This window comes from Moraxella bovoculi (assembly GCF_000988745.2).
Lineage (GTDB): Bacteria > Pseudomonadota > Gammaproteobacteria > Pseudomonadales > Moraxellaceae > Moraxella > Moraxella bovoculi.
In genome coordinates, this window is the sequence record NZ_CP011381.2 from 421,735 (window position 1) to 448,519 (window position 26,785).

At 45.9% G+C, this 26,785-nt stretch carries 25 protein-coding genes and 2 pseudogenes; 8 read left to right on the forward strand and 19 right to left on the reverse strand.

The features are described 5' to 3' along the window. Window positions 1-8: 8 nt before the first annotated feature. Together AAX10_RS01990 and AAX10_RS01995 are read right to left on the reverse strand one after the other, a co-directional pair. Entirely contained in the window at window positions 9-1,235 is a 1,227-nt protein-coding gene (locus tag AAX10_RS01990) for a porin family protein (RefSeq protein ID WP_149038827.1), read from the reverse strand. 419 nt (window positions 1,236-1,654) lie between these two features. Next, window positions 1,655-2,425, reverse strand: a pseudogene (locus tag AAX10_RS01995) (5-(carboxyamino)imidazole ribonucleotide synthase); the annotation flags it as partial. Window positions 2,426-2,535: 110 nt separating this feature from the next. Here AAX10_RS01995 and AAX10_RS02000 point away from each other — a divergent pair. From AAX10_RS02000 to AAX10_RS02025, 6 genes and pseudogenes are all read left to right on the forward strand, one after another. Further along, the gene (locus tag AAX10_RS02000) at window positions 2,536-2,778 is read left to right on the forward strand and encodes a hypothetical protein (RefSeq protein ID WP_149038828.1); all 243 of its coding nucleotides are present in this window, start codon (window positions 2,536-2,538) and stop codon (window positions 2,776-2,778) included. Further along, a pseudogene (locus AAX10_RS02005) lies at window positions 2,756-3,325 on the forward strand (ATP-grasp domain-containing protein); the annotation flags it as partial. The gene AAX10_RS02000 and the pseudogene AAX10_RS02005, both read left to right, overlap by 23 nt. Window positions 3,326-3,508: 183 nt before the next feature. Further along, window positions 3,509-4,282, forward strand: coding sequence for a cell division protein FtsQ/DivIB (locus AAX10_RS02010; RefSeq protein WP_046697857.1), 774 nt, complete (start codon window positions 3,509-3,511; stop codon window positions 4,280-4,282). 210 nt (window positions 4,283-4,492) lie between these two features. Next, window positions 4,493-5,788, forward strand: coding sequence for a cell division protein FtsA (gene ftsA / locus AAX10_RS02015; protein WP_046699694.1), 1,296 nt, complete (start codon window positions 4,493-4,495; stop codon window positions 5,786-5,788). Between the two features lie 39 nt (window positions 5,789-5,827). Further along, entirely contained in the window at window positions 5,828-6,976 is a 1,149-nt protein-coding gene (gene ftsZ, locus AAX10_RS02020) for a cell division protein FtsZ (RefSeq protein WP_036361673.1), read from the forward strand. A 58-nt stretch (window positions 6,977-7,034) separates the two neighbouring features. After that, the gene (locus AAX10_RS02025; protein WP_226997800.1) at window positions 7,035-7,913 is read left to right on the forward strand and encodes a PHP domain-containing protein; all 879 of its coding nucleotides are present in this window, start codon (window positions 7,035-7,037) and stop codon (window positions 7,911-7,913) included. Here the strand turns inward: AAX10_RS02025 and AAX10_RS02030 are convergent. From AAX10_RS02030 to trmB, 3 genes are all read right to left on the reverse strand, one after another. After that, the gene (locus AAX10_RS02030; RefSeq protein ID WP_046699695.1) at window positions 7,910-8,848 is read right to left on the reverse strand and encodes a regulatory protein RecX; all 939 of its coding nucleotides are present in this window, start codon (window positions 8,846-8,848) and stop codon (window positions 7,910-7,912) included. The two genes, AAX10_RS02025 and AAX10_RS02030, sit on opposite strands and share 4 nt — an antisense overlap. 44 nt (window positions 8,849-8,892) lie before the next feature. Next, window positions 8,893-9,981 (reverse strand): recombinase RecA, encoded by a 1,089-nt coding sequence (gene recA / locus AAX10_RS02035; protein ID WP_036361692.1) that lies wholly within the window; start codon window positions 9,979-9,981, stop codon window positions 8,893-8,895. 661 nt (window positions 9,982-10,642) lie between these two features. Continuing rightward, window positions 10,643-11,467: a tRNA (guanosine(46)-N7)-methyltransferase TrmB gene (trmB, locus tag AAX10_RS02040; protein WP_046700555.1), complete on the reverse strand. Its 825-nt coding sequence runs from the start codon at window positions 11,465-11,467 to the stop codon at window positions 10,643-10,645. Window positions 11,468-11,561: 94 nt separating this feature from the next. Here trmB and AAX10_RS02045 point away from each other — a divergent pair, with 94 nt between their 5' ends. After that, entirely contained in the window at window positions 11,562-12,503 is a 942-nt protein-coding gene (locus AAX10_RS02045; RefSeq protein WP_036361694.1) for a DUF2628 domain-containing protein, read from the forward strand. A 1-nt stretch (window position 12,504) separates the two neighbouring features. Beyond that, window positions 12,505-13,236: a TraX family protein gene (locus AAX10_RS02050; protein ID WP_046699696.1), complete on the forward strand. Its 732-nt coding sequence runs from the start codon at window positions 12,505-12,507 to the stop codon at window positions 13,234-13,236. Here AAX10_RS02050 and AAX10_RS02055 read toward each other — a convergent pair whose 3' ends face one another. The 14 genes from AAX10_RS02055 to pxpB all read right to left on the reverse strand — a co-directional run bounded on the left by AAX10_RS02055 (window position 13,237) and on the right by pxpB (window position 26,781). Further along, window positions 13,237-15,519, reverse strand: a complete 2,283-nt coding sequence (locus AAX10_RS02055; protein ID WP_046699697.1) for a primosomal protein N' — start codon at window positions 15,517-15,519, stop codon at window positions 13,237-13,239. A 43-nt stretch (window positions 15,520-15,562) separates the two neighbouring features. After that, complete coding sequence (locus AAX10_RS02060) at window positions 15,563-15,946, reverse strand: RidA family protein (protein WP_046699698.1); 384 nt, start codon at window positions 15,944-15,946, stop codon at window positions 15,563-15,565. Between the two features lie 47 nt (window positions 15,947-15,993). Further along, window positions 15,994-16,173: a hypothetical protein gene (locus tag AAX10_RS02065; RefSeq protein WP_036361702.1), complete on the reverse strand. Its 180-nt coding sequence runs from the start codon at window positions 16,171-16,173 to the stop codon at window positions 15,994-15,996. A gap of 97 nt (window positions 16,174-16,270) precedes the next feature. Continuing rightward, window positions 16,271-18,472, reverse strand: a complete 2,202-nt coding sequence (locus AAX10_RS02070) for a RelA/SpoT family protein (protein WP_046699699.1) — start codon at window positions 18,470-18,472, stop codon at window positions 16,271-16,273. 233 nt (window positions 18,473-18,705) lie between these two features. Next, a complete protein-coding gene (gene rpoZ / locus AAX10_RS02075; protein WP_036361719.1) occupies window positions 18,706-18,975 on the reverse strand; it encodes a DNA-directed RNA polymerase subunit omega in 270 nt (89 codons plus the stop codon). A gap of 87 nt (window positions 18,976-19,062) precedes the next feature. Further along, complete coding sequence (gene queE, locus AAX10_RS02080; RefSeq protein ID WP_036361722.1) at window positions 19,063-19,782, reverse strand: 7-carboxy-7-deazaguanine synthase QueE; 720 nt, start codon at window positions 19,780-19,782, stop codon at window positions 19,063-19,065. Window positions 19,783-19,896: 114 nt separating this feature from the next. Continuing rightward, window positions 19,897-20,715 (reverse strand): 2,3,4,5-tetrahydropyridine-2,6-dicarboxylate N-succinyltransferase, encoded by an 819-nt coding sequence (gene dapD / locus AAX10_RS02085; protein WP_046697869.1) that lies wholly within the window; start codon window positions 20,713-20,715, stop codon window positions 19,897-19,899. A 57-nt stretch (window positions 20,716-20,772) separates the two neighbouring features. After that, complete coding sequence (locus AAX10_RS02090; protein ID WP_046699700.1) at window positions 20,773-21,732, reverse strand: alpha/beta fold hydrolase; 960 nt, start codon at window positions 21,730-21,732, stop codon at window positions 20,773-20,775. A 279-nt stretch (window positions 21,733-22,011) separates the two neighbouring features. Further along, window positions 22,012-22,320 (reverse strand): hypothetical protein, encoded by a 309-nt coding sequence (locus tag AAX10_RS02095; protein ID WP_149038830.1) that lies wholly within the window; start codon window positions 22,318-22,320, stop codon window positions 22,012-22,014. 380 nt (window positions 22,321-22,700) lie between these two features. Further along, window positions 22,701-23,111, reverse strand: coding sequence for an acetyl-CoA carboxylase biotin carboxyl carrier protein (locus tag AAX10_RS02100; protein ID WP_158580280.1), 411 nt, complete (start codon window positions 23,109-23,111; stop codon window positions 22,701-22,703). 2 nt (window positions 23,112-23,113) lie between these two features. Then, on the reverse strand, window positions 23,114-24,295 hold the full coding sequence (locus AAX10_RS02105) for an NRAMP family divalent metal transporter (RefSeq protein WP_046699702.1): 1,182 nt from the start codon (window positions 24,293-24,295) through the stop codon (window positions 23,114-23,116). A gap of 68 nt (window positions 24,296-24,363) precedes the next feature. After that, entirely contained in the window at window positions 24,364-25,116 is a 753-nt protein-coding gene (gene pxpA / locus AAX10_RS02110; protein ID WP_046697874.1) for a 5-oxoprolinase subunit PxpA, read from the reverse strand. Window positions 25,117-25,146: 30 nt separating this feature from the next. Continuing rightward, complete coding sequence (locus AAX10_RS02115; RefSeq protein WP_046699703.1) at window positions 25,147-26,070, reverse strand: 5-oxoprolinase subunit C family protein; 924 nt, start codon at window positions 26,068-26,070, stop codon at window positions 25,147-25,149. Between the two features lie 18 nt (window positions 26,071-26,088). Next, complete coding sequence (gene pxpB / locus AAX10_RS02120; RefSeq protein ID WP_046697875.1) at window positions 26,089-26,781, reverse strand: 5-oxoprolinase subunit PxpB; 693 nt, start codon at window positions 26,779-26,781, stop codon at window positions 26,089-26,091. Window positions 26,782-26,785 lie beyond the last annotated feature (4 nt).

The following is a 26,785-nucleotide window of genomic DNA, read 5'->3' on the forward strand; positions in this document are numbered from 1 at the left end:
TAAAAAAGTTAGAATGAGAATGATGCACCAGTACTGAAGGTCAAATGCTTACGATTACTGAATTCGCCTTCATCGGTATAGTTTCTGGTTTTTAGATTGGTGATGGAGCCTGTTAATGAAATGCCTTGATAAAGCTGATAGGATAGTTCCGCACTGTAACGATCTTTCTTAACTTCATGGAAGAACAATGCTTCTTGATCGCCCTGAGGCTCTAATCTTTTTGATGATACTAATCTTTGCACTGGAGCAGGTGATTTGTTATCTGTCTGACTGCGTCCATAGCTGATGCTCCCTTGTAGGCGTGGTGTGAACTCATAATTGACTTTGACGCCATAGGTATCTTTATCAACACCATGTGTTACGGCACCATTGTAAGTTTCATTTCTTTTGCCATAGTCTAAGCCGACCGTCAAATCGTTATGTTGAAAACTTACGCCAGCCAAATACGCATTGGCTTTTTCAGAGGTGTTAAAATATGCAATTTGATCATGACCTTTGCTTTGGCTATAACCGCCTGCCAAGCTTAGGGTTTTGCGTGGAGCGAATTCAAAATCGTATTTGGCAGCGATACCATTACTGTCATGCCAGCCTGTCTTCGTATTGTCATTGATGTCGGCAGACTGGCTAAACATATGATAAGCAGATAGCGTAAGGTTAGGTATGCCCATGTATCGACCGTTGATGTTTGTGCCGCCATCGGTTAGGGTATTTACGATGCCAATGCCAGTTTGGCTAACACCCAGACCATTGTTCTGACCACCGATGGTAATGCGACCTTTTTCACCGTAGGTGCCAAAGTCAAGCCATGCACCCCAGTAAGCACCCCAGTTATTGACATAACCTTCACCAGCTTCTATGACAACAGAGGCGTTGGCAGTCATTTTTGGCGTGATTCTTTGCTTGGCACTGACTCCTAGCATTGTCCAGTTAACACCGTCAAGTCTGAGTTGTTCATCGCTGTCTTTACGATCTTGATTCACCAGTACATCAGCGAGGGTGCCATTGCTACCAAAGATTTTTGGATCGCCATAAGTATAATTAAACTTATCGTATTCTGTGGTTAATCTTGGATTGGCACTGCCATTTATGCTTAAATTCAGGCCGTTTTTAACTGCAGGTATCTCAAAGGTTGCTGCCGATGCGGTCGTCGCCAACATCATTGTTAGTATTGATAACGACAGTGCCTGGCATGACTGCCTTTTAGGTAGGCGTTTGGTAGGGGTTAGCTTATTCATGAAAAACGGGTTCTCCTTAACATTGGATTCGACCCAGCCAATCCATTCATCGTATTGTACTAAAAACAAACAAATGGCTTACTAGGACTTAGCTGGCTATTGGTGTCATGTTTATAACATATATAACTAAATTTTATCATATGTAAAAAAATGATACAAAAATTTAGTCTTAGTAGACTAATAGTAATGTTTGTTATTGTCAAGTATGTCATATGTATTTTATTGAAATTATTTTTTGTTAAGGTTATCTTGTTTCAATGCGTGTCTTTATGGTGGAATCTTTTTGAAAAAATGGGCTGTTGTCTTAAATATGATGACTAATCACCCATTTTTTTGGTGCTTGATGTGTCTGATTAAAGATGGGGTAAAAAAGCCACAAAAGTTTGCTGAACTTTTGTGGTGAAAATGTGATTAGAGGTTTATAAACCCAATCTGTTTGGCAGACACTCAATCGCTTGATTAACGGCGTCATTGAGCAATTCATCACCTGTCATGATGGTGATATGCCCAATCTTTCTTCCTGCTCTTTCTTCTTTGTGGTAATGATGAAAATGCACGCCAGAAATGGCAAGGAGTTGGCTGGGGTCTGGAAATTGACCAATGATGTTGATCATGACAGATGGCTGTGTGATGTCGGTGCTACCTAGTGGTAATCCCGCCACTGCTCGAATATGATTCTCAAATTGACTACACACCGCCCCTTCAATTGTCCAGTGTCCAGAATTATGCACTCTGGGTGCGATTTCATTGGCGATCAAACCTGCGTCAGTGATGAATAATTCTAAGGTCATCACGCCAACATAATCTAAATGCTCTAAGAGCTTTTTGATGTTTTGTTGGGCTTGCCAAGTTAGGTGGTCGCTGTTTGGTGCAGGAGCGACTGTCTTGACCAGTATGCCATTGCTGTGTGTATTTTCAACCAAAGGATAGTAGCGAATTTCACCTGTTTGCGATCGCACAGCGATGATTGAAACTTCTCGACTAAAATCAATGAAACCTTCGGCAATCAATGGGGCGATTTTCGTTGCTTCACCAAGTTCATCCCATGCAGTAATGATGTCATCAATCGTCCTAATGACGAATTGACCTTTGCCATCATAACCACCACGAGAAGTCTTTAAGACGAGTGGTAAGCCGAGCTGTTGGCAGGCGTGTCTAAGTCCGTCCAAGTCATTAACTGACAAAAATGGCACAAAAAGCCCATTCAATGGCAAATCCAAAGGCAGCTGAACAAGTGGCGGATATTGTGGAGAGTGCGGTTAAAAAATAGTTTTGATGGTCTTGTGATGAGGTAATAAAAATGTTTCACTATAAAATCAACGACACATTAAACCTGGCCTTGGTGCATTCATCATTTGCCAGTCAAATGAATGGCATCGTTAATGTGCAAAAAGACTACTTGGGTGAATGGCTACCATGGGCGAATGACTTTAGCGAAAATAGCTATTGTGAATTTGTCAAATTTGCTCTACATCAATATGCTGAGAATAAAGCCATTCACACCCATGTTATTTATGAAGATAAAATTAGTAGTCTTAAATGACGACAGTGATTTTGAGCAAGTAGAAAAAGAGTTGGGCTTTCCTTTGTTTGTCAAACCGGCAGCTGAGGGTTCTAGCGTTGGCGTGATGATGATTGAGAGGGTGGGCGATTTGGCAAAAGCATACCCTAAGCTTAAGCAGTATCACGGCGAGATTCTTGCAGAAAAAGCAATCACAGGCGGTGAGTACGCGTGTTCGCTGCTTGGCGATACGGTGCTGCCAAGTATTCGCATCATCCCTAAGGGTAAGTTCTATGACTATGATGCCAAATATCTGCGCGACGACACGGTATATCAATGTCCATCAGATCTAACGGATAAGCAGGAGCGTGAAATGGGCGAGCTTGCGCGACGTGCCTTTAGCGGCATTGGTGGTCGTGGTTGGGCGCGCGTCGATTTTCTAAAGTCTGACGATGGTAAATTATACCTATTAGAGATCAATACTGTGCCAGGCATGACGGATCACAGCTTGGTACCGATGGCGGCAAAGCAAGCGGGAATTGATTTTGCAACCTTATGTGTGACCATCTTAGAGCAGACCTTGTCTTAATATTAAATTCAATAAAAAAGCCGAAACGTGATTCGGCTTTTTTATTGTCTAAGGACAAGCGATGATTGCAGATTTAAACTGTAACTTGATGTAAAAAATCATGCTTTGGTTGATATTTTGCTTGGTGTTATCGGTAAAATGCGTTACTATATAGAAATTTATCGTATTTATCGCAAATTCCCCATGAATTCCCAAGTCAATACTAAAAATGCGCGTCGAGTTCTAAAACTATGGCAGATTTTGCTTATGGTAGCCATTGTACTTGGCGGCTTGATTGTTGTAGCGATGAAGGGTATTGAGCAGGCGCCAAAACGCCCACTTGTCTTAGAATTGAGTAATTTGACCGAATCTCAGGCGAATTCGCTAAAAACCGCGACCGCACCATTTGGGCGGGTTCAGTTTTTTGGCGCGGATTTGATGGGTATTCATCAAGTAGTGTCTAGCCTGTCGTGGGTTGAGAGTGCCAGCGTTAAGCGCGATTGGCAGCAAGGCGTTATTGTCTCTGTCGTGCCGCGACGTGCGGTGGCTAATTTCGGTAGTCAGCATCTGCTTGATGCCAATGGTGCGGTGTTCGTGCCGGCTGATGAGCACGAGCTAATGGATAAGAATCTGGTTCATCTGTACAGCGGTCACACCAATGATGCAACGGACATGATGCGCCAGATGCAGCGAGTCAATGAATGGTTCTCTCCGCTTGGTATAACGGCAGAGGACATGACATTAACGTCACGCCAGACTTGGCTGATCCGTTTTGATAACGGGCTTCGTGTGATTGTCGATCATGAGAACACCGAACAAAAACTGTTTAGTTTGTCTTCACTTTTGGCGGGCAGTCTTGCTAAAGAATTGCCAAAAATTCAGTCGGTAGATTTGCGCTATAAAAACGGTTTTGCCATTGCTTGGAAAACTGCTGGAATACCTCAAAAACCGTCTGATTTAGGCTTGAAAACTTCTTGATGAAGAATGTTTTTTTAAAAAGCGTTTAATTTCGATTGATTTTTGCTCAAATGGGAAATAAATCCCTGATTTTTTATGGGCTTTGCTCTTTTATAAAATCATCATCAATGCTAAAATATTACAAAGCTTGTACGTGCGACGTAAGTCGATGGTTATTGTGGTTTTTTGAGATTTTTTTTGTGGCGTTTTGCCGGTTAATTGAGGGTAGTTATGTCAGACCTACAGGTTGCGTTGCATTTGAGTTCAACTGCTGTTTACACAGTAGTCGGCTATGCAACAGGTACGCCTGAACAGCCAAGGATTAAGGTCTCGGCGGTGGGTCTGGCGCGCACAGATGCATTCGTTGGCGGTAAGATCGAACGTCGTGAGCACTTATTAAGCGCGGTTTATAAGTCTCTGCAAGAAGCCGGCGACATGGCAGGGGTGAATATCCATGAGGTGTGCTTATCGTTTGCATCGCCCCTCATGATCTCAATGAACGACATGCAAAAGCTTAGCTTGCACAAGAGCAGAGCGCACACCACAGTTCAACAAAGCGATCTGTATCGCGCCAAAGAGCTGATTGCTGATAAGCTGCGTGCTGAAGATTATACGTTATTGCAATCATGTCAGCTGCTAAGTTATCTAGACGGCGTCCAAGAGGTTAAAGATCCAATTGGCATGCACGCCAATGAGATTAGCGTAGCAAACCATGTCATGGCGCTGCCTGCCAATTACCATGCGCAGATTCTTGATGTGGTTAATTCAGCAGAGGCATCGGTAGGGGTGACCTTGTTTGATGGCGTGGTCAGTGCTGAATATGCCCTAACCAAAGAAGAAAAAGAGCGCGGCGTTTGTTTTATTGACATTGGACTGGGTACGACGAAAGTTTGTGTGTATCGTGGTGGTTCGCTCTTGTTTTCCGATTGTTTGGACGTGGGTGGTCAGACGGTCACTTTTGACATTGCGACAGAGCTTGGCTTGTCGGTGTCTGAAGCTGAGAGTCTAAAGCATCAGCAGGGCACTGTTCAGCTCGACCCTGCCAAGCGTGCAGCTTTTGTAACTCTAAAGCGTCGCTTGGGAGGAGAATCAACGGTGAGCTTGCGTCGATTGAGTAGTGTGATCGCGGCGCGTTATGATGATATTTTCATGCGCATCAGTAAGCGTCTTGATGATTTGGGCCTGTCATCGCAGATCGAAGCGGGTGTTGTCTTGGCAGGCGGCGCCACTCAGATTGACGGGCTTAGCTATTTTGTGGGTCGTCAATGGGGTCTGCCGGTTCGTATGATGACCACGAATGGATGCGTCAGCATTTGTCCAAAAAATCTAACCGATGACAATATTGCGCTACTTAATGGTTATCTAAAAGATAATAAGCTGCACAGCGTGATAGGTTCGCTACTTTATCAGAATGGCGAACAATTCATCAAAGACAGCTATGGCGAGGTTTCAGCTCAAAACAAGCTGACGAATAAAGTTTCTGAAGGTTGGCAGGTATTCACCAACCAAATCAAAAAATGGTTTTAATGCCTTTGGGCGATGATTTTCAAATTCTTGGAGTAAGTTATGGTTAAGTACAGCATGTCAGATGACACACAGTTTGATTCAGATGGACAAGCACGTTTTATCGTTATTGGTGTTGGCGGTGGCGGTGGCAACGCAGTTGAGCACATGGTAAATCAACACGTTACAGGCATCAATTTTGTGGCGGCAAACACTGACCGTCAAGCACTTGGCAAGCTTACCACGCCAAACAAACTACAACTTGGCAGCGAGCTAACTCGTGGCTTGGGTGCCGGCGCTAACCCTGAAGTGGGTCGTGAAGCAGCTGAGAGTGACGAAGCTGAAATTCGTGCGCTACTTTCTGATTATGACATGGTGTTCATCACTGCTGGTATGGGCGGCGGCACAGGCACGGGCGCAGCTCCTGTGATTGCTCGTATTGCCAAAGAAGAAGGCATCTTGACCGTTGCAGTTGTGACCACACCATTTAAATTTGAAGGTGGTAAGCGTGCTAAGCTTGCTCAAGAGGGTATTGATCAGCTGGCTCAGTACGTTGACTCAATCATCACAGTGCCAAACGAAAAACTACTACAAGTCTATCGTGGTCTGACCATGAAAGATGCATTTGCCAAGGCGAATGACGTTCTACTGCAGGCGGTTGATGGCATCACTCGCACGATTCGTGAGCCTGGTGTGATTAACATCGACTTTAATGACGTGCACACTGCCATGACAGCAAAAGGCCATGCAATGATGGGTATTGGCCGCGCCAGTGGCGAAGGTCGTGCGGCAGAAGCGGCAGAAAAAGCAATCCGCTCCCCACTTCTTGACGATCTATTACTGAAGAACGCTCAAGGCGTGATTATCAATATCGTGGGTGCGAACATCGGCATGAGCGAACCGTATGAAGTTGCCGAAGTGGTTAGCCGTATTGCGAACATCGATGAGGGCAACATCTTCTTTGGTGCTGTGGACGATGAGTCAATGGGTGATGACATCTATGTAACAGTGATTGCAACAGGTTTAACAGTGGACGAGCGTCCTAAAGCCCAGCTAGCCAATCAACAATCTGCACCTGCAGATCATGTAAGCGCGATTGCCAGCCAACAGCCACAACAACAAGCTGCGCCTCAAGCTCAGCCACGCCCAATGACTAAGCCAATCAGTGTGGGCAACTACCTACAACAGCAGCAGCAAAACAAAAACGACTAATCAATGTCAATGCAATCGCCCTATACCATGTATGGGGCTTTTGTTTTTGGGAATAGATATGATAGATCTACATAGCCATAGCACAGCATCAGATGGCACCAACACACCTGCCGCTCTGGTAAAAAAAGCGTTTGATGCTGGCATCAAGACTTTTGCGCTGACAGATCACGATACCATTGCAGGCGTGGCAGAAGCGAAGCAAGCCGCAGAAGAGTGCGGCATTCGTCTGATTACTGGTGTTGAGATCAGTTGCGCACATGCTCTGGCAGGAGGGTATGGCAAAAATAAAGAACTACAAAAAATCATCCATGTCGTCGCATTGAATTTCGCCGACACTCAAAGAATGCATGAAGCTCTTCAGGCGCTACAAGATAGCCGCCATCATCGCGGGCGGCGGATGATTGAGAAATTGGGCGAGATATTAACCGATGATGACAGTGAGGCGCTCACCGAGACTTTGTGGCAGGCAGTATTAATCAAAGCAGATAATAACCCGCGAGCCATTGGTCGAGCGCATATCGGACAGGTGCTGCATGAGCTGGGATTCGTCCACAGCGTGCAAGCTGCCTTTGATAAATATCTGGCGGATGGCAAATGCGCCTATGTCGAGATAGAGACCATGACCATGGCAAGGACGATCAAGCTGATTCATGAATGTGGTGGCTTGTCTGTGTTGGCGCACCCGACTCGCTATGGACTATCAGCGACACGTACGCGAAGGCTGATTGAGGATTTTGCTCAGATGGGCGGCGATGGGTGCGAATTGCCAAATAATGAGCCAATGAGTCTGCGCGCAATGATTGATCGATGTATCGTCGAACAGGGACTTATGGTATCAGTGGGTAGCGACTATCATGGTGATAATATGCCTTGGCGCAGGCTTGGGGTGACTGCTAAGCCTAAGCCAGATCAGATCGCTGTGTGGGAGCGTTTCTAGATCAGTTCATCCAAATGATCAAGCGTGTATTTAAGTGCATCAAAACATACTCCCATCTCAAAGCCTCGATATTGCAAAAATCGCAATTGACGGGCTTTTTCTTTTGGGTCTTTTGGGGTGGTATTGCCGTATTTTTTGCAGCGAGTTTCTATGGCGAGTTTTAGCCAATTGATCTCGCTTTGAGCACTTGTCTCATCGTCTAAGATGGTGCCGTCACTGATGCTCTCTATGCCTGCTTGATCGATGAGCTCATCAAGCGAGTAGGGCAAGTCTATGCCGGCTTTTTTTAGGCTTTGACTGATGTGTCTTTTGCCACGTCCACGGCGCACACTTTCGCGGATCAGCATGTGGGCGCAGCGTTCATCCGATTGATAGCCTTTATCAGCAAACTCATCTAATAAATCCGAGACCATGTCAGGGTCGCAGTCTTTATCGAGCAGCTTTTGACGCAGCTGTTTTTGTGATAATTCACGATTGGACAGATAATAAAAAGCAAGCCATCTTAGCCGGTTAACTGTTTTATCGTTTTGGTAAACTGGCTCAATGTCAACTTTTTGAAGAGCTTGGATGGTGCTCTCATCCAAAATGGTTTGATTATTATCTGCCAAGACATGAGTCATGTTTGGCTGTGGGACCGCTTTGGGCTTATTGCGAGACTTGTGTTTTTTGGATGTATTGGATGGGGTTGGCAGATCAGGTTCATTAATTGCATCATCGTCTGACAATCGGGTTTTCTTAGGTTCTGATAATGTCAATTCATGAAAATCCTGCCAAGGGTTTTGGGTTGACTTCCTGGCGGTTGGATTATCCGATTGGGTAGATTGTGTTTTTTTGATTTTAGTTGATGGTTGGTGGGTATTACCATCAGATGAATCAGCGGATACAGGTTCGCCCATATCCGCCAATATTTCTGCCAATGTTTTGATGGTGGTCATACTAAGATGTTACGCCAAATCGAACCTTAAAACAGGTCGTCATCTTACATGCCTTCGATGAATTCAGGTGGCTCACCATCATCAGCGTGAGATTCGTTGATGGGTGCGGTATTGCCCATTTTCTCTTGGCGGATTCTGTTTTCAATCTCTTGTGCGACTTCAGGATTCTCTGCCAAGTATTTGACGGTATTGGCTTTACCTTGACCGATCTTGCCTTCGCCATAGCTGTACCATGCGCCAGATTTGCCAACCGCACCGATATCTACGCCCAGATCCACAACTTCACCTAGGCGGTTGATGCCCTCGCCATACATGATTTGGAATTCGGCTTGGCGGAATGGAGGTGCCATTTTGTTTTTAATGACTTTGACGCGGGTTTCTGAACCGACGATGTCCTCGCCTTCTTTGATTTGGCCTGTGCGACGAATATCCAAACGCACCGAGGCGTAGAATTTAAGCGCGTTACCACCTGTCGTGGTCTCAGGTGAACCGAACATAACACCAATTTTCATACGAATCTGGTTAATAAAGATCACCATGCAGTTGGAGCGCTTGGCGTTGCCGGTGATCTTACGCAGTGCCTGACTCATCAGACGTGCCTGCAGACCCATGTGGCTGTCGCCCATCTCGCCTTCAATCTCAGCTTTTGGGGTGAGTGCTGCCACAGAGTCCACGACGATCATGTCCACCGCGCCAGAGCGCACCAGCATGTCGGCAATCTCTAGGGCTTGTTCGCCGTTGTCGGGCTGTGAGACCATCAGCTTATCAATATCCACGCCCAGCTTGCGCGCATAGATTGGGTCTAGAGCGTGCTCAGCATCAATGAATGCACAGGTGCCGCCTTGCTTTTGGCATTCGGCGATGGTCTGTAGGGTGAGGGTGGTTTTACCAGAGCTTTCAGGGCCGAAGATCTCAATGATACGACCTTTTGGTAAGCCGCCGATGCCCAATGCGATATCAAGACCTAATGAGCCTGTGGAGACCACATCCACGTCGATTTTTGCTGACTCGTCACCAAGGTGCATGATGGTGTTTTTACCAAAGCTTTTCTCGATCTGTGCAAGTGCCGCCTTGAGTGCTTTTTCTTTATTTTCATCGACGCTGGTGGTCGCATCCTTCGCTTTTGTGCTCATATATTTTGCCTAATTGATATTAATAAGTAAGATGTTAAACATCCAATAAATTCTTGTTTATTATAACATAATTTTGTTCGTAAATTACGATTTATCGTAGTGTTTTTATGCCTGAAGTTTGCATTAAATATGGGATGATAAAACTTAAATTTGGGACTAATATAATCACCAAAAATAAAAGTTATCCACAAGTTCCACATCAAAAAATACAACAATTTGTGGAACATTGTACAGCCTAATAAAATGTATTATTATGAAAATAGATTTGTCAATATCTAATTTTATAAATTCATAAGTTATTGATTTTATTTATAAAATAAAATTTATCTACAATAATTGTGGATTTATGACAGCACGGTTAAAGCGCCTATTTATATAGCGTTGCTCACCAAAAGTTCACCTTTTCCACAAAGTTATCCACAGTTTTTGTGGATAATATTTCAAGCCCAACAAACTCAAAGGATTGCACGCATGAGATTCAATTTTTAGCTGATTTTTAAGATTTTTTTAAAGGATAAGTTTTGCGCTAAAATCAGCATGTTTCACAAATATGACAAAGGTAATTTTTTGTGAAACAGCATGATTTGGGTGAAATTTGATCGTTGATGTGATGGATAAAAAAGACGACACTAAATGCCGTCTTTGAGGTGATTTTGGGATTTTATACTCTTTGGTAGATGAGATCCCAAGAGCTGCGCCCATAATCAAAGCCGCGCTTTTCAAATTTGGTATAAGGGCGAAAATCTGGGCGCGGGATGAAGTTACCTTGACCTGCGGTATTACCAAAAATAGGCATATTATCAAGCACTTCAAGCATCCATAGGGCATAATGCTCCCAGTCGGTGGCTGCGTGGAAAGTACCGCCTACCTTTAGCGTGCGAGCCACGATTTCCATGCGGTGCGTGGTGACGAAGCGGCGTTTGTAATGGCGCTTTTTTTGCCATGGGTCTGGGAAGTATAGCTGAACGGTATCAAGGTGATTTTCGGGCAGATTCGTCAGTAGCTCGATGGCATCACCGCTTAGTACCTTGAGGTTGGTCAGTCCAAGCTCGTGGGCGATGTAGGCGGTGCGCCCGATGCCGGGTTCGTGCACTTCGATGCCAACGAAGTTGCGCGTTGGGTCGTTCTTCGCCATCTCAATTAGGCTGTCACCCATGCCAAAGCCAATTTCTAGCGTGATGGGCGCATTCTCGCCGTTTGGCGTGTCTTTAAAATAAACTCTTAGATTGTGAATATCGTTGACATCACCCAATTTGCCAAGCTCAAAGCCTTGATTGATGATATAAGGTGCGTACTCATCAGAGGTTAGGGCGATTTCGCTTGATTGGCTCATGTGCGTGCGACGCTTCATGAACGTGTCGATTTGACGAAATTGTTCAGGGGTTTGGTTTAGGCGGCTGATCTGTTCGCTGATGGTGTCGCGGTCTGTGTCGGGGGTTTGGCGATCACCGCCAACAGGTGCGAGAAATTCTGCTTTTTGGGTCATGGTATTATTGGCAAAAAAGTCGTAAAATGATAGGTTAAACTCGGTAATTATAAGCCAAGCCAACCATAACCGCAAACGATTTTGTGATAGATGTATGATTCGCCTGCCATTTTTAGAAGATACCACGCCACCGCCATTTTATCAGGCGCATCTGACGCCTAATGAGCGCACTCAGCTTGACAAATGGTTCATCGGGCTGCGTTCTCAAAAGTATTACCTAAAGCGCTTCGAGGAATTCGATCATGCTGGTAAGCTGCATGCGCGTTGGCATTGGGCGGCGTTCTTTTGTACCTTTGGGTGGCTGCTTTATCGCAAGCGTTATCTGGACTGCGTGGTGTACTGCGTGGCAGGCTGGTCGTTCATTAAGGTGAATATCGCCATTATATTAGCGGTATTTGAATTTACGGTGATCGGGTTTTTGCCCGAAGAATATCAAATGTGGGCGCGCGTCATCGTAGGTGGCTCTGTTTGGCTGTTCTGGGCGTCCATGGTGGCCAGATGGGCAGATGCGTACTATTATCGCATGGCGCGCCGAGAGATCGCTGATGTGCTGGACTTTTATCCGCGCAATCAAGAATCTCAAAAAGCACACCTAAAGCGTGAGGGTGGCACCAGCCTTGTGGGCATGAGTATCGCCTTTGCCATATTTGGAGTGATGCTCTCAATCATCATCGGTCAGTTCGTTCCGATCATCACCATGCAAAAAGAACAAGAAGTCATCTTTGAAAGCTATCGTTCTGCCAACGCTGTACAAAAACGCGTCGCAGCGATCTACGATGCCAGCCATCAATGCCCTGTTAATCTGCCCGTCTCTGCTGACAATCAGCGCGTCTCCATGGTGGTAACAGATCGCGTGGCAGGCGTGCAGACGGATTGTGCAATTGTCGCCACTGTATCGGGTGCGAATTATCCAGTGCGTTACCTAAATGGTGAGACCTTAGTCATCTATCACACCAAGAATGACCAAGGACAGCACATATGGCGATGTCAAACATCGCTAAACAAAAAGCGCCACCCAAAAAGCTGTGTTGGTTAGCATGTCAGATAGGGTATCTGGAGGACTAAATGCCTTCGTGATTAAGTGTCTTGCCATGCTGGCGATGACGCTTGATCATGTGGCGTGGGCGTTTTTAAAGGTGGATAGCCATCTGTCCGAATGGCTGCACTTCATTGGCCGTATGGTTGCGCCCATCATGGTCTATCTGCTGATAGTGGGGTATTATCATACGCATGATGTCGTGGCTTATGCTAGGCGGCTATTGGTCTTTGCGTTGATCGCGCAGCTGCCTTATTGGATGTTTAGCCTGTCCATTGAATCGATATTACAAGGCGTGCCATGGCAGGATTATGGACATGGTAACGTACTATTTACCTTGTTTTGTGCGTTAATGGCGCTCATCGTCTATCATAGCTCTCACAGCACAATCGTTAAACTTGTGTTGATTGTGCTAATGCATCCTGTTGTGCAGTTATTTGATTATGGATTTGCCTTGGTGGCGATGGTGCTGCTGTTTGCGTATTTTTATCATGACACAAGAAAGCTCATCATCGCCTACGTGCTGGCTTGTCCTGCGTTTTATGTGTTGACCTATGGATTTGAGCGGACGGTGGGTCTTGGCTACATGCATTTTGGCATGCTGCTGGCTGCTGCGATGATTTATTATTCTAATGATGAAAAAGGATCAAGCTTCGGCGGTAGGTATTTGTTTTATTGGTTTTATCCGGTGCATCTATTAATCATCGCACTGCTGGCTTATGCCTTGGGGTGACTACCAGCCCATTGGGTCGATGTCGAGAGTGGCTTTGACGCCTTTAACACTTGGTAGATTGAGTAGTCGTTGCCAATGTTCTGATAAGACGCCATGAAGTGTCTTTCGGTCTTTTGCGAGCAATAACAACTGCGTGTGATGGCGGTTGTTTTTTTTGCTCATGGGTGCATCGATGGCGCCACTTTTGGCAAGATTTGGCGTGTCGGGCAGCTCTCTTGCGATCTGGCTGATGGCGTCGCGGGCGCGTGTCTGATCATGACTTTCTACACGGATCAGTGCGGCGTGACTGTACGGCGGCAAGCCCAACAGTTGACGCTCCTTTAATAGCGTGTCAGCGAATGCCAGATAGCCGTGCTTGATGAGGGTTAGCAGTAGAATGTTATCAGGTTGGCGTGTCTGAATGATGACGTTGCCTGGTTTGTGGGCGCGCCCTGCACGTCCTGCCACCTGAATGATGCGCTGGGCGGTATGCTCTGGTGAGCGAAAATCAGGCGACAAAAACCCCAAATCCGCATCAATCACAACCACCAGTGTTACATTCGGAAAGTGATGTCCCTTGGCAATCATCTGCGTGCCGACCAATATCGCAGGCTCGCCTGTCAGGATTTGTTGATACATCGCCTCCCAAGCGCCTTTTTTGCGCATGGTGTCGCGGTCAATCTGCCAGATGGGATAAGTTTGGTGGTTCGTCTGTGGATTGCTAAATAGGGCGTGTAGCTGCTCAGACAGCTTGCTCGTGCCTAGCCCTAATGTCTGCAGGTTGCGACTATTACAATTTGGGCAGGTCTGTGGTTCGTGCGTCTGATGGCCGCAGTGATGGCATTTTAAGTGATTAAATGGATGCTTATGTACTGTTAGATGTGCATCGCAGTGCGGACAATCCGCCTGCCAACCACAGGCATCACACATCAAGATAGGCGCGTAGCCACGACGATTCAAAAAAATCAATACCTGCTCACCAAGCTCAAGGCAACGCCTGATATGCAGAATGCTGTCATCAGGCAATAGGGTCTCTTGTGGTGTGCCGTCAGTCTGCACGATCGAGCGAGTGCCAAGACGAATGTCAACCAAGCGCATAACAACCTCGGTAGCAGCCCCTGCACGCGTGGGTAGCTTGTACTCTGTGAGCTTACCATCTTTGGAGAGCTTTAGCTGCTCAAGGCTGGGTGTGGCGGTGCCTAGAATCGTTGGGATCTTATGGTGAAAACCGCGCCATAGAGCAACATCAGAAGCATGATAGCGAAGATGGTCTTGCTGCTTATAAGAGCCGTCATGTGCTTCATCGATGATGATAAGACCGAGATTGGCAAAGGGGTAGAGGATGCTCGATCGGGTGCCAATGATGATCTGAGCGCGCCCTGAGTTGCAATCTTGCCAGCCCTCTAGGCGTTCATCATCATTCATACCAGAATGCAAAACACAAATCTGAGCATCAAAACGCGAGCTAAATCGTGCCTTGGTCTGTGGGGTTAGCCCGATTTCGGGGACTAAGATCAGCACTTGCTTGCCCAGCTGTAGTGCATACCACATCGCATGTAGATACACTTCTGTCTTGCCCGAGCCTGTGATGCCATTTAATAACACACCCTGATAAACGCCATCATCGATGGCTGAGCGAATACCATCAAATGCCAACTGCTGCTTGGCATTTAAAGTGAGCGGTTCACCCAGTAGGGCAGGCGCTTTGGGCAGGGGTGTCTCATCTCGTGTGAGAATGAAAGAACGAATCAGCCCTTTGTCTTTTAGGGTGTTTAACTGGGCTTTGGTGGCGCCTAGCTGTAGCAGCTCCGCCTCGTTAATACTGGGCGTGCTGTCTTTAATGGTGTTAAAAATATGCCATTGTTTTTTGGCGGTTTTACTGATATTGGCTGTGACAAAATCATCATCCATCGCCGAATCAGCCAGCTGCCAGAAGGTGAGTTTTTGCGTGAGAGATTTGCCTTGATTAATCAAGCTTGGCAACATCACAGACAGGGTGTCACCCAGTGGATAATGATAATAGGTAGAGAGCCAATTTGCCAAATCAAGCAATGTATCATCTAAGATGGCGTGATCATCTAGACACTCGTAAATGGCTTTTAGCTTATGATGTGGGACGTCAGTATCCGATGGATCGATGTGCGCAATGACAATGCCGACCAAGTCTTGGCGGCCAAAAGGCGCACGCACGCGAGAACCGATGGACGGTAAATTACCATCTATGAGGTGTTCGTTGGGACATAGGTAGTCAAATAGCCGATACAAAGGGGTCGACAGGGCGATGCGCAATAGGGTATGATGCATAAAACAAAGGCTTAGCGATGACCAAGCCCGATGTTATCTTAGGTTAAATGTCTAGATGTAAGATGGCTTCGATCTCAACCACACCACCTTTTGGTAGAGCAGCCACTTGAACCGCGGCACGCGCAGGATAAGGCGAGATTAATCTGTCATTAAATACTTCGTTCAGCACAGCAAAATCATTCAAATCAGTCAAAGATACGTTAAATTTAACTGTGTCATTCAATGAGCCACCCGCAGCCTTGGCGATGGCTGCTAGATTATCAAAAGCCTGCTCAGCTTGCGCACGAAAGCCGTCTTTTAGTTCCATTGACTTAGGATCTAAGCCTAACTGACCTGAGATGTAGACGGTGCTGCCTGCTTTCACTGCTTGGGAGTATGTGCCAACTGCTGCTGGTGCATCATCTGTATGAATGATTTGTTTTGCCATGAGATTTCCTTGATTTTTAATAACTTATGAGCAATCAATCGGGATAATTAGGCTTTGGTGCGCCTAAAATAAGCAACCAACTTATCAAACAAGCTCATCGCAGGCTTGTCCGTATAGACGATATTGCCTGCCACATTGTCAGCAGTCTTAGGTAAGATATTTGGTTCGCATTTACCCAAAAAATGCGCCGCTTCTGCTTTAGAATTAAGATCGATATTACAGCACATAATACACCTTCTGTATGGTTAATTACTTATCTTTATCATAAATCAATTGCCACCTGTAATTCAAGTGGTTTTTGAATATTGCCCAAAAAAGCCTAAATTACTGGTATAAGCGCATGATGTTCGGATAACCTAGAATCTGACGCAATCTTTGGATACCTTCTTCTAGGTGGGTTCGTGAGCGCACGACCACATTTAAGGTGGTGGTGCCGACTTTACTGTTCTTGTCTTTATCATCGGCTTTGACAGAAGTATTCTCAACGCCGATGTTAAGTGCACGCAGCTCGTAGATCGCCTGACTGATCTGTTCTTCGTTGAGCATCGCGAACACTCGCAAAGTCGCTGAGAAATGCAGCTGGTGCGCATTATGATCGATCTTCACGCCACCTTTCCAGTGAACTTGGATGATCTGGTAGGGGTTGTCTGCGCGGATGGCATCTAGCGAGTAGCATTTGTGGCGGTGGATCACCAAGCCTTGACGTGCTGACAGATGTCCTACAATATGGTCGCCATAGATGGGGTTGCAGCATTTGGCAAAGGTGAGCTCCACGCCTTTTACGCCTGCGATCAGGTGCTTGGATTGGGTGATCTCATTGCCATCAGCGATGTCTACTTCTTCGCTAAACAGTCGAGACACCACCAGCTGAGCCAATAGCGAGCCAGTCGCAATCTGCAAAAATATCTCACGCTGATTGGACACGCCACGCCACGCCAAGATATCAGACCATTCGTGTTTGGTGATGTCATCAATCGACTTGTCATAGGCGCTTAGGGCGCGCGTTAGGGCTTCTTTGCCTGCGTGTTCTTTTTGATCTTCTGGCAGGTGTTTTAGGAATTTTAGAATTTCGCTACGTGCTTTGTTGGTGGCGACAAAGCCCAGCCAGTCGGCTCTTGGCATGGCGTTCTTGTCTGTGTCAATATGCACCGAGTCACCATCGGCCAGTACCAATCCCAATTTACCATGCTCGCCGTTAATGTCTGCACCTGTGGCGATGTTACCGATGGCAGGACCGACCGCATAGGCGAAGTCTAGCGCCGTGGCACCGCGCGGCAGCTCGTAAGCGCGGCCTTGCGGGCTGTAGCAGACGATCTTGCGTTCATGTAGGTAATTAAGCAGCTCGTTAATGATGGCGACAGAGCGCTCCGTGTCTTCTTGGCTGCCTTGGCCGGATTTGCTGTTTGCCAGATCGCGCATGTTGCGAAGACTTGCTTGGATGACCGATTGGCTGATGTCGCCTTTGTCGTTACTGATGATGCCAAGACGGGCAGCTTCTTGCATGCGTTTGGTAAGTAGGGTGATTTTGATGTGACTATAATCACGCTCATAGATCAGCGTTAGTGATTGATTGCCGCCCGCTTGAGGTTTGCGGATGTTATCACGAATCTGGTCGTTGCTGATTTCGTATTTTTGCACCAAATAGAACGCCAATTTATCGCACGATTCGATGTTATCTAGCACCACTTCAAAGTCGTATTGGCGAATGAGTCGGTTAATCTCGCCGCGGTTTTTGAAAAATTGGCGATACATTGAGGTGCGGTTATCCAGTACCTGAACGTGACCGCTTAGGTTTAGATGGCTAAGTAGATTCTGCAGATAGGTACTGATTTCGATTTTTTGGAAGTTGCGCCCAAGCCCGTGCTGTAGTAGCTTATCGGTGAACTTGGTGTACATCTCGGGGTTTAGGTTGCGATAACACAGCAGCTCAATGTAGTCGGCGATGTCGTTCAATCCCATGATGCGCGCGAACGGAATATAAAAATCAAGCGTCTCGCTGGCGGTGCGTTTTTGTTTCTCTTCGCTGACAGCGTCAAGGGTTGACATGTTGTGCAGTCGGTCGGAGAGTTTGATGATTAGGACGCGCGGATCGATGAGTGTTGCGGTTAGAATCTTATGGAATGTCGCAGCTTGGCTTTGCTGCTTATTCATGCTTGATGATTTAAGCTTAGTTACGCCATCTACCAAGCGTGACACCGTCTCGCCAAATTCCTGAGTGAGCATCTCATCCGTCACGTCGGTATCTTCGACCGTATCGTGTAAGATGGCAGCGATGATGGTATCGCGATCTAGGCGAAAGCCTGTCAAGATCTCAGCCACGGCGATCGGGTGGGTGATGTACGGCTCGCCTGATTTACGCTTGTCCTTGATGTGCGCCACGTCACCAAAATGGCAGGCGCGCAGGACGTCTTGGCGTTCCACCTTGTCCAAATAACTCACCGAGCGCATCAAGCTGTCACGTGATTCATCAACCAAGGGATGGCTTAAATGGGTGGGGATGTCATGCGGGCGGTAGTTGGCTAGCATAGGTACTCTTAACTCGTAAACAAAAGGGTGCAGACGCGACCATAAAACCATTATAAATATCAAGTATTGACCATATTGTCAATAGCTTGATTTATTGATTTTTATCATTGTGGCATTCAGCTTATTAATGAATGTCCAGTGGGTGTGATAAATGATTGATTTATCATTAAAAAAAACCGCATTTTGATGATGCGGTTTTTGATTTTTAATTAAATCAATGGTTGTGATTAAAATTAAAAATCAGCAGGAGTCAGCTTGGAAAAATCCATCAGCTCAGGAACTTTGATGACGATTTCTTCTTCTGGCTCATCTAGGATGTCGCGCGTTACGTTGCCGGCGGCGATTTCGCGCAGGGAAAGCACGGTTGGCTTATCGTTATCAACCGCAACAGTAGGCTCAGCGCTACCCTTGGCAAGCTGACGGGCACGTTTGCTTGCCACTAAAATTAGCTCAAAGCGATTATCAACATTATCAAGACAATCTTCAATGGTCACTCGTGCCATGGTTACTCTCTTTTAATTGGATGAATTTGGAAAAATAAACGCTTATTGTATCAAATTCAATTCAGCTTTTAAAGTATTTTGTCGGGCTTATTTGCCCTTAGCGTCCGCCCAGATGATTTTGTGCAGTTGCAATTGAAAGCGCACAGGCAAACCGTCCGCCAATATCCATTCGGCAAGCTCTACTGCCAAATTTGGCACGTCCGATTTACGCTCGTCTATGTTAAACATGGGCGAAAACCACACCACACCGCATTTTTTATCAAGCTCGTATTTTTGTAGCATTTCTTTTGCCCAGTCATAATCGGCACGGTCGGCAATGACGATTTTGATTTGGTCATTGTTGGTGAGATATTCTAAATTCTTCCACAGATTTTTACGCACTTCGCCCGATGACGGGCTTTTTAGATCCATTACCTTTGACACCGCTACTGGCACGTCCTTGACCGACAACGCCCCTGCGGTTTCTAATGAAATCTCATAACCATTATCAAGGAGCAATTTCATCAAGGCAATGGCGTTGGGCTGGGCAAGTGGCTCACCCCCTGTTAGGCAAATGCGTTTGCAAGGGTATTGTTTGATATATTCCAAAATCGTATCGAGCCCCCAACGCTCGCCCCCTGTAAATGAATAAGTCGTGTCGCAATAGACACAGCGGAGCGGACAACCTGTCAGGCGAATAAAAATGGTCGGCAAACCCATCGCTAAGGCTTCACCCTGCAAGGAATAAAAAATCTCCGTCAAACGAAGACCTGCAGACGGGTCGGTGGTGGGGATAAAGGTATTGCGTAAACGGGTGGAATTTGGCATTGATATTAAAATTGGCAAAACTTAATATTATAAGGGATTTTTATGATTAATGCTATGAACTGTATAAAAAACCGCCCTTAAAAAAGGACGGCTTTAATTTTTAAATCTTAAAAATTACTCGGTGCGAAGCAAGTCGTTTAGGCTGGTCTTAGCGCGAGTTTGAGCATCTACTTTTTTGACGATGATGGCAGCGTATAGGCTGTATTTTCCGCATGGGCTTGGCAAGTTACCTGGTACGACAACCGAACCTGCTGGCACACGTCCGTAGTGGATTTCACCTGTTTCACGGTCGTAGATTTTGGTAGATTGACCGATATACACACCCATTGAGATGACCGAGCCTTCTTCAACAATCACGCCTTCCACGATTTCAGAACGAGCACCGATAAAGCAGTTATCTTCAATGATGGTCGGGTTTGCTTGTAGGGGTTCTAGCACACCACCGATACCCACACCGCCTGATAGGTGGACGTTTTTGCCGATTTGGGCACATGAGCCAACGGTCGCCCAAGTATCCACCATGGTGCCTTCGTCCACATACGCACCGATGTTGGTATAAGACGGCATTAGCACGACATTTTTGGCGATGAATGAGCCTTTACGAGCCACCGCAGGCGGAACGACACGCACGCCTGCGCTTTTGAAATCTTCTTCCGTCCAATCGGTAAATTTGGTATCTACTTTGTCAAAAAAGCGTAAATCGCAAGACTCAATCGGCTTATTATCATTGATTTTGAATGACAATAGTACGGCTTTTTTGACCCATTGATGAACCACCCATTCGCCGTCAATTTTTTCGGCAACACGAAGTGAGCCATTATCAAGACCTGCCAAGACTTCTTCAACGGCAGAACGCACGTCTGACGGGCAGTCGGTCGCGCCGAAGTTAGCACGGTTGTCAAAGGCAGTTTCGATGACGTTTTGTAAAGACATAATAATTTCCTAAGTGAAGTAAAAAAACATTTTATTCTAGCACAATTTAAACTGATTTTATTGAGGTTTTTGATTGGCTTTGTCAATGGTGTGATTTTTTAGCCACGCCAAAATATCCCCATACACCCTATCTTTATCCGTCTCGTGTAGTGGCTCGTGTCTCATGTTGGGATATAGGTGCGTGCAGACGTTTTGTCCTGCACGGATAAGCTCGCTTTGAAGTTCATCAATGTCTTGCCCCATGCGTCCAACCGGGTCGTCTTTGCCACTGACGAGTAAAATGCGAAAATCTGTGGGCGTGTGGGCATACCATGTGGGCGATGTGGCTTTTTTGATAAGGGCTTGCAAGGCGACAAAGCCATTATTGCTAAATGCAAAACCGCATAAGGGATCAGCTTCAAAGGTTTTGATGCTGTCGGTGTTTTCGGCCAGCCATGCAAAAGGCGATGCCGATATGGGTGAGCGGATTTGCGAGAGCAGATAGTGGTTTAACAATGTGGCAAAGCGGGCGTTGGGGCGTTTTGGGTTTATGTAATTCATCGCCCCAAGTGCGATTAGAGCAAAGCGGTTGATAAGCCCAAAGCTGTTGCCCGTCCCCATAATAATCGCCCCGTCAAAGCTTGTGGCGTGGTGGGTCAGCACCGTCCGCACGACAAACGACCCCATAGAATGTCCCATGATGTAATGAGGCGTGGGGCGGTCGGTCAGCGTGCGTGCCTTGTCTTTTAGTTTATCCGCCATGATAACCACGTCTTTGCACAGGGCTTGGATGGGGTGTTTTTCGTCAATGAAACCAAGCTCGTATTTGTCCTTAACTGTCTGCCCATGCCCAAGCTGGTCATAAGTCGCCACCAGCACGCCATTATCCGCCAGAAACTGGGCAAAATCTGCATAACGCCCACTATGCTCGCTCATGCCATGCACGATAAGCAAGGTGGCGGTGATATTTCCTTTGGGGATAAAAAAAGTGTGATGCAGGCGGTGAATGCCGTTTGATGAAAGAATGGTTTGGGTCATTTTTGTGTACAGTTGTTAATTTTTATTATTATACAAAATTTTTTACCGACGTGTTGGGTTTTTTGCGCTTGGTGTTGGTGCCGACATGAGCGTGTAAGTGTTTGGTATGGTCTATTGTTTGTGGCATCAATCATAAAAATGAACAACCATGCCTACAATAATTTTTCAACCACTTCCCAGATATAATCCCGCATCAAGTCTTTATAATACAAAGTAATGTCTTTCTTTCTGATAAAATAGGCTTTAAAATTTCGCTATTTTCACGCATTTGTCTTAGTTCTAATGTGCATAATCGCTCTTGGGAAATTCACAATTATTATACCACAACGCACACAATGCTTTGACAACCACCGCCTTTTTGGAATTTGGAAAATTTTTATCATCAATCGCCCTTAAAAGCATTGGCAAATACTTCATCTCGGCAAGGTCTAAATCTTCATAAAATCCTTCTGAAAATTGATAATCAGGATTATTTGTCCAAATATTAAAAAGCTCATCAGTAATTTCAAAATTGGATTTTGACACACTTTCTATTTTACCACCACAAATCGCACAAGGTGTATCCCAAAGTTTATTTTTGTCAAACAAATCAAATGCCACTTCCAATAAAGTAAGAGAGATGTTGCTTTTGTGATTTTTTTTGCACAATGGGTTGTTACGGTATAGATTTTGTTATTTTGCATGGTTGATTGGTTTTTTATCATTTAATATTGGTGAATGTGGGATTGTGATACGCTCTTAAAAACCCAATGCCAAACGAACCGCTTTTATTTCTTAATTGTAAAATAAAAACCGACATAACTTATTATATCGGTTTTTTGTTATTTAAAACAAAAGTGTATTTTTGCTTTAATTTTCTGGGAGTACCTTTTGTTTGTCAATCAGGATTTAAGAAATTCTCCCGATAAAGCATTCAAACAAATGGTGTGATGTTTTTAAATTTAATGTCGGCATTTGTGATTTCAATGCTAGGCCAGATCAATCACTGCCTGCCCCCATTCTACCTTATCGCCTTCATTGAGCAAAAATGATTCAATGACGCCTGCCTTGTCCGCCACAATCGGTGTCAAAACCCCAAGTGCCAACACACCTGCCACAGTATCGCCCACATTGACGGTGTCTCCTGCTTTTAGGGCAATGCCATCAAGACACAAAACACCCACCGCCTTTGAGACGATGGTGTTTTGATTGATTGCTGGGCTTGGGATTTCGTGACTTGGCGTAGTCGGCATAGCCACAGCACAAGGTGCTTGTAGGGTGGTCAGATGATTGACCGCCTTAAGTTTGCTTGTGCCATGACTGATTTCAACTTCTGCCAGCGTGCTTTGTGAGACAAGCGTAACAAAGCGTTGTACATCATCAAAAGAAATGGAATTCATCATTATCCTGCCAAATATTTAAAAATGGTAATCACACTTAGGATTGACATGGCAACCGCCACAATCCAACCAAAGACAGCTATCCAAACAGGGTGCTTATAATCGCCAATGATATTTTTCTTGTAAGCGGCAAGCAAAATCACCACCAAAGCAATCGGCAAGACCAAACCGTTTAGCGTGCCAACCAAAACAAGCACTTGGGCGGGTCTGCCAATCGTAGCAAAGACCAGTGTTGAGACAGCAATAAAGCCAATGATAAAATAACGGCTATGTTTGGCAATGCCTGCATGGAAATTGGTCAAAAACGACACCGAAGTATAAGCACAGCCAATCACCGAAGTGATGGACGCTGCCCAAATTACCACGCCAAAAATCACACGACCTGTGTCGCCAAGTCCGTGAACAAAAGGTGTCAAGGCAGGATTATCTGTCATCATGGCAACGCCTGAACTCACCACACCAAGACACGCCAAAAATAAAAACACACGAATCACGGACGCTGCCAAGATGCCATTGATGGAGCTTTTTGAGACGGCAGAAAGATTTTCTTTGCCTGTAATGCCTGCATCAAGCAGACGATGCGCCCCAGAAAAGGTAATATAACCGCCGACCGTACCACCGACCAAAGTTACAATCGCCATCGCATCAATTTTTTCAGGAGCAACCGTACGAACAACCGCCTCGCCAAAAGGTGGATCGGTATTAAAAACCACATAAATAATCAGGGCAATCAACACAAAGCCCATCAATTGAGCAAATTTGTCCACCAAAGAGCCTACCTCTTTGCTCAAAAAGATTCCCACTGCAATCACGCCAGAGACCAACGCTCCGATAACAGGATCGATGCCAAAGACCGATTGCACACCAAGACCTGCACCGCCAATGTTGCCGATATTAAAAGCAAGTCCGCCCATAATAATCAGTCCTGCCAAAACATAGCCCATGCCAGGTAGGACAAGGTTGGCAATTTCTTGAGCTTTCATTTTTGAAATGGCAATCACTCGCCAAACATTGAGCTGTACGCCAATATCCATCAAAATAGAGACCAAAATCACAAAGCCGAAACTTGCCCCCAGCTTTTCGGTAAAGGTGGCGGTTTGGGTCAAAAATCCAGGTCCGACCGCAGAAGTCGCCATCAAAAAGGCAGCGCCTAAGATGGCGGATTTTTGGGTAGTGTTTTTCATAAAATTTCCTTATAGCCTCAATTAAAAGAGATGACCGATGAAGTATCGGCGTTGATTTTTTTGATAAATCAATTATTTGTCATAAACGATGTAATGGCAATACCTTGTTGTTGCAAGGATGCTTTGATTTTTTGGGCAAATACCAAGGCGTGCTTGCCATCACCATGCAAACAAATGCTGTCCACTTGTAAGTCAATCACATTGCCATCAACAGCCACCACTTGCCCATCTTTTACCATACGGACAACTTGGGCAATCGCCTCATTATCGTCTTCAATCAGGGCGTCTGGCAGGGTGCGAGACACCAAAGTGCCATCGCTGTTGTAGCGTCTGTCGGCAAAGGCCTCACAAATCACTTTTAGCCCAAGGGCTTTGCCTGCCTCGACAAGCTTACCACCAGACAGCCCCATCAATGCCAGCTTGGGGTCAAAATCATAAACCGCTTGGGCGATGGCATGGGCAAGGGTCGCATCGGTGCTGGCTTGATTGTACAAAGCCCCGTGTGGTTTGACATAGCTTGGTTTTAGTCCCAAAGTCTGGCAAACGGACACAACCGCCCCCATTTGATAAGCCATCAATGCTTGTATTTCGCTTGTTGGCAAATCTTGATTGCTCCGCCCAAAATTGGCACGGTCGTCATAGCTTGGGTGAATGCCAATGCTGACATTGTGGGCTTTGGCATAAGCAAGCGTTTGTATCATTTGGCGAACCCCACCTGCGTGCAATCCTGCACAGATGTTTGCTGAGCTGATGATGGACATCAAGGGTTGGTCAAATTCAAAGCCTTCTGCCACATCGGCATTTAAATCAATGTGTGCCATTGTTTTTCCTTTATTGGTTTAAAAATTACTTTAAAAACGCGTTGCCATCTTTGCTATTTGCGCAAGGTGGGTGGTGTAATGAGCTTGTTTTTGTAGGGCAGTTGTGCCATTGACATAGTTAAAGCGAATTTTTTTGCCAAATTGCACCTGTGCCAATTTGCCCAAATCCGCCCCAATTACCGCTCCGATTTTGGGATAACCGCCGGTGGTCTGAGCGTCCGCCATCAACACGATTGGCTTACCATCGGGGGGAACTTGTATCATGCCAAAATCCACGCCGTGCGAATTCATTTCAATGGCATCAAATTGCAAGGGCGTGCCGTCTAAGCGGTAGCCCATACGGTTGCTGTTTGGCGACAAGGTAAATTCCTGTTTACAAAATGTGTCTATCGTCTGTACAATGCGGTCATATTCGCTGCTTTTGATGACATCAATCACAGTCACAGGCTCAAAGCGGTACAAATTTGCCACGCCCATCGCACTCATTGGAATGCCTGCTTGATAAGGCAGTTCATCGCCTGCCATCACAAAGCGTCCAAGCCCGCCAAGTCCTGTTTTGGTGTCGGTGCTGGCAGAGCCAAGCTCCTTGGCAAAATCAAAGCCACCTTGTACGCACAAATAGCTGTGCATGCCTTTTGTTTGGCGTTTTAGGGCAAGGGTTTGTCCAGCTTGGGCAAAATACCGATAGCCTGTGATGATGGGTGTTTCGTCAAGGTTGCCATCAACAACCGCCCCTGTCAGACAAAAAGCGGTGTCCTTGCCAAAAGTGGCGGTCAGTCCGCCAAGGCTAATTTCAAGGGCAGGCGTGTTGTCATCATTACCAAGCAGAGCATTGCCAAGCCGAAACGACAAAGGGTCAATCGCGCCACAACGCCCAATGCCAAGCCCCAAATAGCCTTCACGCCCCAAGTCTTGAATACTGGCAATGGCGGATAAGTGAGTGATTTTTAACATAATTGCTCCTTATTATCCTTATGCCAAAATTTCCGTTGCTACAAAGCGTAAGGTATCGCCTGCTTGTAGTAGTGTTGGTGGGTTTTGGCTTTTATCAAATAAAGGCAAAGTGGTACGCCCTAAAAGTTGCCAACCCCCTGGGGATTCAAACGGATAAATGCCTGTTTGCCCGCCGCCGATACCGACCGAGCCTTGGAGAACTTTGGTTCGGGGCTTGGCGTGGCGGGGCAGGTGCAAGGCTTTAGGTAAGTCACCAAGATAGGGAAATCCTGCCTGAAAGCCAATAAAATACACCGTATAAAGTGGGGCGGTGTGCTGTTTGACCAGTTCGTCCACGCTTATGCCAAGCGTTTTGGCACTGGCGACCAAATCCACGCCACACTCTCCCCCGTAAATCACAGGAATGTCAATGTGCTTGCCTTGAATGCCTTGCAAATTATCCAAATTTTGGGCAAAGTCGTGTGTTAGCTCATTGAGCAATCTTTCGCACACCGCTAATTGGCTAGGGTCTTGGTACAACGCCTGTTTATCCAAATACACCGTTAAGGCATTCATGCCAACCACCACTTCACGCACGCCAAGCGTATTGTCGGCTCTTAAGTGATTTGCTAACGCCCAGCACAGTTTTTGTTTATCAAGGCTAATTTCCCCACCTAAAAATAGCACAAGTGTACTTTCTGATGAGCATTGCCAAGTGGTATTAATGTCCATCTTG